Here is an 8490-nt window from a genome sequence, read left to right as displayed (position 1 = left end):
ATCTTTGAAGCAATGAAAAACAGAATAGCAAATACCTGGTGGTGGAACAACTTACGTCAAACGTCGTGAAGTAACACTGCTATAGTATAAAATCATACAAAGGCTTGTCTCACGACAAGCCTTTTTTCATTTACAATAGAAACAAATATGTACCAACTAAAAACCACCCATAAAAAACTGCTGGCCGACACCATCACCCCGGTGAGCGTCTACCTGAAGTTGCGGGACAAATACCCAAATTCCCTGCTTCTGGAAAGCAGCGATTACCACGCCAGCGACAACTCTTTTTCTTATATATGCTGTAATCCAATAGCGAGTATAAAACTGCAAAACGAAGTGGTCACCGAGATTTTTCCCGATGGAAGCAAGAAAATCACCCCGATTTCTGCTGAAGTAAACATCCCCGAAAAGATTCAGGAGTTCTCCCAAAAATTCAAGACCAAAAACGGTAAATTCAAGTTCATCAACAACGGACTTTTTGGTTATATCGCCTATGATGGGGTTCGGTATTTCGAGAATATTGAAATTTCCAAAAAGGAAGGTGACCTTGAGATTCCCGATATTTATTACGCCGTTTATCAGAATATCATCGCGATAAATCACTTCAATAACGAGGCTTACATCTTTGATCACAGCTACGATACCGAAAGCAGGATCGCCGAAATTGAACAGCAGATCAAAGTGCGCAATTTCGCCACCTATAATTTCACGCGGCAGGAAGCACCGGTTTCCAATCTTACCGATGATGAATTCAAAGAAAACGTGAAACTGGGCAAAAAACACTGCTTCCGTGGAGACGTTTTCCAGATGGTGCTTTCACGCCGGTTTTCCCAGAGGTTCAAAGGAGACGAGTTCAACGTATACCGGGCACTCCGGAGCGTGAATCCATCGCCTTACCTTTTCTTTTTTGACTACGGAAGTTTTAAGATTTTTGGAAGTTCTCCTGAAGCTCAGTTGGTGGTTAACGAAGGCCGTGCAGAAATACATCCCATAGCCGGAACGTTTAAACGCACCGGAAACGATGAAGAGGATGCCGAACTGGCCAAAAAACTCGCCGCCGACGAAAAGGAAAACGCCGAACACGTGATGCTGGTAGACCTGGCCCGAAACGACCTAAGTCGACACGGAAATGATGTGAAAGTTGAAAGATACAGGGAAATTCAGTTTTTCTCCCATGTAATTCACCTGGTAAGCAAAGTCACCGGAAAGATCGCCGCCAACACCAATACCATGCAGGTAGTAGCCGACACCTTTCCCGCAGGAACTCTCAGCGGTGCTCCCAAACACAGCGCGATGAAACTCATCGAAAAATATGAAAACGTGAACCGCGATGCCTACGGCGGCGCTATCGGATTTATGGATTTTGATGGCAATTTTAATCACGCCATCATCATCCGCTCTTTTGTGAGCAAGAATCACCACCTGCATTACCAGGCCGGTGCCGGCGTAGTTTCAGAATCGGTTGAAGAAAACGAATTACAGGAAGTATATAATAAACTGGGAGCTTTGACAAAAGCTCTGGAAATAGCAGAGGAGATATAAGCATGAATGATTTAAAAAACGACAATTCTAAAAACCCTCTCCCCTCATCGGAGAAAAACTCAGAAACTGAGGTGAAAAGAATATTGGTGATAGATAACTACGATTCTTTTGTTTACAACCTGGTACATTATCTGGAAGATCTCGGCTGCGAAGTGGTCGTAAGAAGAAACGACCAACTCGAATTAGAAGATGTGGAGCAATTCGATAAGATCCTGCTTTCCCCCGGTCCCGGAATTCCCGAGGAGGCCGGGCTCTTAAAAGCCATAATCGAAAAATATGCAGCAACCAAAAGCATCCTGGGAGTTTGTCTTGGGCAACAGGCCATAGGCGAGGTTTTCGGCGGGAAGTTGGGCAACCTGGAAAGCGTATACCACGGCGTTGCTACCGATATTGATATCTGCGTAGACGATGAACCCCTTTTTAAAGACCTTCCGAAGAAACTAAAGGTAGGCCGCTACCACTCCTGGGTGGTTTTAAAAGAGCTACCTGATTCCCTCATCGCTACTTCCTACGACGAAAACGGCCAGGTAATGTCCCTGCGCCATAGAGATTATGACGTGCGCGGGGTGCAATTCCATCCCGAATCGGTATTGACACCGGAGGGGAAACAAATGGTAGCAAATTGGATAAATAATCCCTCTCCGACCCTTAACGAAAGGGAGGGAGTCAAACAAACTAAATCGAATACTAATTTATAAAATCACCCCAAATTGTTCTCCCCCTTTAGGGGGAGTTAGAGGGGGCTATAGCATGAAACAATTACTCAACCGACTCATAAATCACGAAACCATCTCCAAGGAAGAAGCCAAGCAGGCGCTTTTCAGTATTTCTAAGGGAGAATACAACGAGAGTCAGATCGCAGCTTTTCTCACCGTGTATATGATGCGCAGCATTACCATCGAGGAGCTGGAAGGCTTCCGGGACGGGCTCCTGGAGCTATGCCTGGCTGTAGACCTCAGCGCCTATAATCCCATAGACCTCTGCGGCACCGGCGGTGATGGCAAGGATACTTTTAATATTTCCACCACAGCTTCCTTTGTAACTGCAGGAGCAGGTATTAAGGTTACCAAACACGGGAATTATGGAGTTTCCTCGGTGAGTGGAAGTTCCAACGTGATGGAACAGCTCGGGATTAAATTCACCAACGATGCAGGGTTCCTGGAGAAAACCCTGGACGAAACGGGAATATGCATTTTGCACGCCCCGCTTTTCCATCCCGCGATGAAAAATGTCGCGCCAATCAGAAAATCTCTGGCGGTAAAAACTTTTTTCAATATGCTGGGACCAATGGTTAATCCGGCTTTCCCAAAACATCAATTAGTTGGAGTTTTTAACCTGGAGTTGGCACGGATGTATGCCTATTTATACCAGAACACCGATAAGAATTTCAGCATCCTGCACGCTCTGGATGGCTATGACGAAATTTCGCTAACAGGTAGCACTAAGATCATTTCAAATTCTTCTGAAATGATGCTGAATCCTGAAGACCTCGGACTTGAACCCCTCAAACAGGAAGAGATCGCCGGAGGAGGCAGCATTGAGAGTTCAGCTAAAATTTTTACTGATATTTTAAACGGAAAAGGCACAGCCGCTCAAAACAATGTAGTTTGCGCCAACGCCGGAATGGCCATTGCCACAGCAAAAGGCCTGAACCCACAGGAAGGTTTCGCTGAAGCCAAAGAATCTCTAGAATCTGGTAGGGCATTGCAAGTATTAAAAAAATTACAAGAACTTAGTAAATAGTCTTTAGTCGTTAGACTTTTGTCTGTATAATATAAAATGAAGTAAAGAGAGGAAAGTGGAGAGTATGGAAACAAAACCACAAACGGCAAAATAACCAGGAATTCCCTGGATAAGAAAAAAACAAGACTGACCAACAACTCAGAACTGACAACTGAAAAATGAACATACTAGACAAAATAATAGCCGACAAACATAAAGAACTAGCTCTAAAAAAGCAGGTTGTTCCGGTTTCCCAACTGGAGAATTCAGCGCTTTTTGATCGGGAAACTTTTTCTTTGGTGAAGCGGTTGAGAAATTCAGAAAGCGGGATCATCGCAGAGCATAAAAGAAGATCGCCATCAAAATCGGTGATCAATCAAAATTTGAATATCGCCGATGTAGCAAGCGGATATGAAAAAGCAGGAGTATCCGGAATGTCGGTTTTAACCGATGGTAAATATTTTGGCGGTTCCCTTGAGGACCTGCTTTATGCCAAAGCCTCGGTGAATTTGCCTTTATTGCGCAAGGAATTTATCATCGAGGAATATCAGCTGTTGGAAGCCAAAGCCCACGGCGCCAATGTGATTCTGCTTATCGCAGCGGTCTTAGAGCGGGAGCAGATAAAACAACTTTCCGAATTCGCCAAAAGCCTGAATCTCGAGGTGTTGCTGGAAGTCCATAACGAAGAGGAACTCCAAAAATCCATGATGCCCAGCCTGGATATGCTGGGAGTGAATAACCGAAACCTGAAAACCTTTGAAGTAAGCACAGACATCAGCAAAGAGCTTTCAGAAAAGATCCCTTCAGAATTTGTAAAGGTTTCTGAAAGCGGGATCAGTTCAATAGAAACAATAAAAGACCTGAAAAACTACGGCTACAAAGGTTTTTTGATAGGAGAAAATTTCATGAAAACCAATGATCCCGGCAAAGCAGCAGGAGATTTTATTCAAAAATTGAAAAACGAATAATAGCTCTGCGAACTTAGCGATCCACTTTGCGGTCTTTGCGTGAAAAATTAACGAGGTTAATATCTTAAGAGGTTTCATGTAAAATTCGAATCTGGTGCAAAGAACGACAGGATGAGAATGAGACAATTGTAGTCAAATTAATATTTAAAAATGTCAAACCTGAAAATCAAAATATGCGGGATGAAGCAGCCCAAAAACATCAGCGAAGTAGCAGAACTTCAACCTGATTATATGGGCTTCATTTTCTATGAAAAAACCCCACGCTATTTCGAAGCTGAAATTCCGCAACTAAGTCCGGGCATAAAAAAAACCGGGGTTTTTGTGAATGCTTCGGTAGATTATATCCTGGAAAAGGTCAAAAAAAATAAACTCCAAACGGTTCAGCTGCACGGCGGGGAATCGGCAGAATTCTGCCAGGAATTAAAAATCATCTTCGCCGGAATGGACAGGATGGAGATCATAAAGGTATTTTCGGTTAAAGAGGAATTCGATTTTTCAGAACTACAGGAGTTTGAAGAATCGGTAGATTATTTTCTCTTCGATACTAAAGGAAAAACCAAAGGTGGCACCGGAGAAACCTTTAACTGGGAACTGCTAAAAGACTACCCCTCCTCCACTCCTTTTTTCCTCAGCGGGGGAATCGGACCTGAAGAAGTAGATGATATCAAAAAGCTTCAGAAACACTTTGAGCAGCAAGGAAAACCGGAAGTCTTTTACGCTGTGGATGTGAATTCGAAATTTGAATTAGAGCCGGGCATGAAGGACCCAAATTTGCTTCAAAAGTTTAGTGAAAAATTAAAAAAATAAGGTTTATAGGTTTGTGGTTTATATTTACCCTAACAATCCACAACCCACAACCCATAACAGACAACACAAAAAAACATGAGTTATCAGGTAGATGAAAAAGGATATTACGGCGATTTTGGCGGGGCTTATATTCCCGAGATGCTGTACCCCAATGTTGAGGAGCTGCGCCGGCAGTATCTCGACATTATGAAAGAAGAATCTTTTCAGAAGGAATTTAAGGATCTGCTACGTGATTACGTAGGTAGGCCTACACCACTTTATTACGCAGAGCGATTTAGTAAGAAATACGGCACCAAAGTCTATCTAAAACGCGAGGATCTTTGCCATACCGGCGCCCATAAGATCAATAACACCGTAGGGCAAATTCTTATGGCAAAACGCCTGGGCAAAAACCGAATCATCGCCGAAACCGGTGCTGGCCAGCACGGAGTGGCTACAGCTACTGTTTGCGCGCTTATGGGCATTGAGTGCATCGTGTATATGGGAGAGATAGACATCGACCGGCAGGCACCGAATGTTGCCCGCATGAAGATGCTGGGTGCCACGGTCGTCCCTGCTAAATCGGGTAGCCGCACCCTGAAGGACGCTACCAACGAAGCGATAAGAGACTGGATCAATAATCCGGTGGATACACATTACATCATCGGATCGGTAGTTGGGCCTCATCCCTACCCCGATATGGTGGCCAGGTTTCAGGCGGTTATTTCTGAAGAGATCAAAGTCCAGCTAAAGGAAAAAGAAAACCGTGAAAATCCCGATTATGTTATAGCCTGCGTGGGTGGCGGAAGCAATGCCGCCGGAACCTACTTCCACTATCTCGATACTCCTGAAGTGGGAATCATCGCCGTGGAAGCTGCCGGCAAAGGCATAGACAGCGGAGAGAGCGCGGCGACTTCTGCTTTAGGTAAGGAAGGTATCATCCACGGTAGCAAAACCCTGCTGATGCAAAGCGAAGATGGGCAGATCACAGAGCCCTATTCTATCTCCGCCGGACTTGATTATCCGGGCGTTGGGCCCATGCACGCAAACCTATTTCGCAGCGGTCGAGGGGAATTCATCTCCATCACCGATGAAGCCGCGATGAAAGCCGGCCTCGAACTGGCAAAACTGGAAGGAATCATTCCCGCTATCGAAAGCTCGCACGCCCTGGCCATCTTTGAAGACCGTAAGTTCAAACAAGATGATGTTGTTGTAGTGAACCTTTCCGGCCGGGGAGATAAGGATTTGAGTACTTATATTGATTATTTTAAATTATAATTTAAAAGTTTGTTGTTCGGTGTTTGTTTTTTGAATCAATCATAAATATCTGAACAAAAAAACTTTGCGAGCTTGGCGAAAAACTTTGCGGCCTTCGCGTGAAAAAAGAAATATTTGAAAAGTTGGGATTATTTGTTTGTTGGTAAAGAATTTGAAATTAACGAATTACGAATTAACCAATCCCGAATTAACGGATTAACGAATGAAAATGAACAGAATCAAAAATACATTACAGCAAGACAAAAAACTGCTTTCCATATACTTCACCGCCGGGTACCCCGAGCCGGAAGACACAGTTTCCATCATTAAAGACCTGGAGAAAAACGGAGTCGATTTTATTGAGATCGGACTGCCGTTTAGCGATCCTCTGGCTGATGGACCTACCATCCAGGAGAGTTCTGGCGTAGCTTTGAAAAATGGAATGAACACAAAAAAACTCTTTCAGCAGTTGGAAGGAATAAGAGAGGAAGTGGAGATTCCGCTTATCATTATGGGTTATTTCAATCCTATTCTTCAGTTTGGGATAGAGGAATTCTGCAAAAGATGTGCTGCAGTGGGTATCGACGGACTCATAATCCCCGATCTTCCGGTGGAGGAATACAATGAGAAGTACCGAAAAATCTTTTTGAAGTATGGCCTGAGCAATATCTTTTTGATCACTCCGCAGACTTCAGAAGAGCGCATTCGCTTCATAGATTCGGTTTCCGAAGGATTCATCTATATGGTGAGCACGGCCAGCGTCACGGGAAGCACCAAAGGTTTCAGCCAGGAAACCCGGGAATACTTCCGTAGAATTTCAGAAATGAAACTAAAGAATACGCAGATCGTTGGGTTTGGGATAAGCGATGAAGAAACCTACGGACAGGCTACAGCGTTCGCCAAAGGAGCTATTATCGGTTCGGCCTTTATAAAACACCTCAACACCAGTGGAAAGCAGGGAATTGCTGGTTTTGTTAAAAATATCCGGCCGGTTTAACCTAACTCTAACATCCCCTTGGCAGGTTTTAAGACTCTAGTATTGTATCTTAGGGAGGAACTTAAAAACGGAAAATTATGCCAGGTCCAATAGAAAAAAATAAGAAGAGAAGGAAAAAAGAACAGGAAAATCCTGTCAATCCTTCCGGTAACAAACAGGAAACCAATAAGTTTGATATTGATGAAAAAACCATAAAAGACCAACAGAACAAAAAGTAATTTATGGGCAGAGGAGATAGAAAAACCAAACGCGGTAAAATTGCAATCGGCACCTATGGGCGGCTCCGACCCAGACGCAAAAAGTTTAAGGTGAAGCCCACTACTGTGGCCGAGCAAAGCAAGAAAGAACTTCAGTAACCTGAAGAGCCGCGAGTAAAATCAGCCGGTTATCCGGCAACAAATATCAAATTATCAGAAAAACTGGAGTAATCGTAAAAAATTACTTTTCAGTTGACCCCAGTTTCAGAGGCTATCTTTGAGTCTGGGGTTTTTTATATTTAGTCGATAGGCCTTAGTCGATAGACGGTAGTTTTTTTAGGGGAGAAAAGGGCGAACAAAACCCTCTGCAGCCCCTGCGACTTCTTTGCGAGCTTAGCGTGAAAAAAGTAGCTGGTCTTTAGAATAAAGACGCTTGCAAAAATCGTCATACCGGGCTTGACCCCAGCAGCTCATCCTGAACCTTTCTGAAAGAAACCCACCACTCCCCTGTGGTAAAACAAAACTTCACCTTGAACATTGAACGTTAAACAATAAACTAAAGGAGAGAAAAAAAACCGAGAACCCAGAACCGATTAAAGCCCTTGACGTCCTGCCTGGCTTGACCCAAAAACTCCTTAAATTCGTGGTAACCCTTCATTACTCACTCTGATGAGACCCTGAATCAAGTTCAGGGTGACGCCCGGGTGTGGACGTGAAGTAAATCGTCATGCCGGGCTTGACCCGGTATCTCATCCTGACATCTTTTCTCTTTGGTCTCCCCCTCGGATGAGACCCTGAATCAATTCCAATTATTATCGTGATAGGGCGAAGGCCTGTAAAGTACGTCATGCCGGACTTGATCCGGCATCTCATCCCGAACTTTTCCGAAAGAACCCCCCCATTCCCTCGTGGCAAAACCAAACCCCACCTTGAACGCTGAACGTTGAACCTTGAACATTGAACGTTGAACTCAAAATAACCAACAATAGACTAAAGAGGAGAAAATAAAAAAACCGATATC

The 8490-nt window shown here is 44.0% G+C and carries 9 protein-coding genes; all 9 read left to right on the top strand.

Going from position 1 to position 8490, the window contains the following annotated elements:
• Nucleotides 1-147 precede the first annotated feature (147 nt).
• Nucleotides 148-1542 carry an anthranilate synthase component I family protein gene (locus tag ACESK1_RS09305; protein WP_372919914.1) on the top strand — a complete coding sequence of 465 codons (1395 nt, stop codon included), beginning with the start codon at nt 148-150 and terminating at the stop codon, nt 1540-1542.
• A 71-nt stretch (nt 1543-1613) separates the two neighbouring features.
• Entirely contained in the window at nt 1614-2240 is a 627-nt protein-coding gene (locus tag ACESK1_RS09300; RefSeq protein ID WP_372919913.1) for an aminodeoxychorismate/anthranilate synthase component II, read from the top strand.
• A gap of 52 nt (nt 2241-2292) precedes the next feature.
• Nucleotides 2293-3285 carry an anthranilate phosphoribosyltransferase gene (gene trpD, locus ACESK1_RS09295; protein WP_372919912.1) on the top strand — a complete coding sequence of 331 codons (993 nt, stop codon included), beginning with the start codon at nt 2293-2295 and terminating at the stop codon, nt 3283-3285.
• A 158-nt stretch (nt 3286-3443) separates the two neighbouring features.
• Entirely contained in the window at nt 3444-4232 is a 789-nt protein-coding gene (gene trpC, locus ACESK1_RS09290) for an indole-3-glycerol phosphate synthase TrpC (RefSeq protein ID WP_372919911.1), read from the top strand.
• Between the two features lie 180 nt (nt 4233-4412).
• Nucleotides 4413-5039 (top strand): phosphoribosylanthranilate isomerase, encoded by a 627-nt coding sequence (locus tag ACESK1_RS09285; RefSeq protein ID WP_372919910.1) that lies wholly within the window; start codon nt 4413-4415, stop codon nt 5037-5039.
• Between the two features lie 75 nt (nt 5040-5114).
• The gene (gene trpB / locus ACESK1_RS09280; protein ID WP_372919909.1) at nt 5115-6296 is read left to right on the top strand and encodes a tryptophan synthase subunit beta; all 1182 of its coding nucleotides are present in this window, start codon (nt 5115-5117) and stop codon (nt 6294-6296) included.
• Nucleotides 6297-6504: 208 nt separating this feature from the next.
• Nucleotides 6505-7272, top strand: coding sequence for a tryptophan synthase subunit alpha (gene trpA, locus ACESK1_RS09275; protein ID WP_372919908.1), 768 nt, complete (start codon nt 6505-6507; stop codon nt 7270-7272).
• Nucleotides 7273-7349: 77 nt separating this feature from the next.
• Complete coding sequence (locus ACESK1_RS09270) at nt 7350-7490, top strand: hypothetical protein (protein ID WP_372919907.1); 141 nt, start codon at nt 7350-7352, stop codon at nt 7488-7490.
• A 3-nt stretch (nt 7491-7493) separates the two neighbouring features.
• Nucleotides 7494-7628, top strand: a complete 135-nt coding sequence (locus tag ACESK1_RS09265; protein ID WP_093410546.1) for a 30S ribosomal protein THX — start codon at nt 7494-7496, stop codon at nt 7626-7628.
• The last annotated feature ends 862 nt before the right edge of the window (nt 7629-8490 follow it).

This window comes from Salegentibacter sp., assembly GCF_041642575.1.
Classification (GTDB): domain Bacteria; phylum Bacteroidota; class Bacteroidia; order Flavobacteriales; family Flavobacteriaceae; genus Salegentibacter.
Note: the sequence above shows the minus strand (reverse complement) of the source record. Positions and strands in the feature narration are given on the sequence as shown.

What these genes read in the sequence shown, in the direction of transcription:
- trpD (WP_372919912.1), top strand. Translation starts at nt 2,293, where the DNA reads ATGAAACAATTACTCAACCGACTCATAAATCACGAAACCATCTCCAAG.
- ACESK1_RS09265 (WP_093410546.1), top strand. Translation starts at nt 7,494, where the DNA reads ATGGGCAGAGGAGATAGAAAAACCAAACGCGGTAAAATTGCAATCGGC.
- trpB (WP_372919909.1), top strand. Translation starts at nt 5,115, where the DNA reads ATGAGTTATCAGGTAGATGAAAAAGGATATTACGGCGATTTTGGCGGG.
- trpC (WP_372919911.1), top strand. Translation starts at nt 3,444, where the DNA reads ATGAACATACTAGACAAAATAATAGCCGACAAACATAAAGAACTAGCT.
- trpA (WP_372919908.1), top strand. Translation starts at nt 6,505, where the DNA reads ATGAACAGAATCAAAAATACATTACAGCAAGACAAAAAACTGCTTTCC.
- ACESK1_RS09305 (WP_372919914.1), top strand. Translation starts at nt 148, where the DNA reads ATGTACCAACTAAAAACCACCCATAAAAAACTGCTGGCCGACACCATC.
- ACESK1_RS09270 (WP_372919907.1), top strand. Translation starts at nt 7,350, where the DNA reads ATGCCAGGTCCAATAGAAAAAAATAAGAAGAGAAGGAAAAAAGAACAG.
- ACESK1_RS09285 (WP_372919910.1), top strand. Translation starts at nt 4,413, where the DNA reads ATGAAGCAGCCCAAAAACATCAGCGAAGTAGCAGAACTTCAACCTGAT.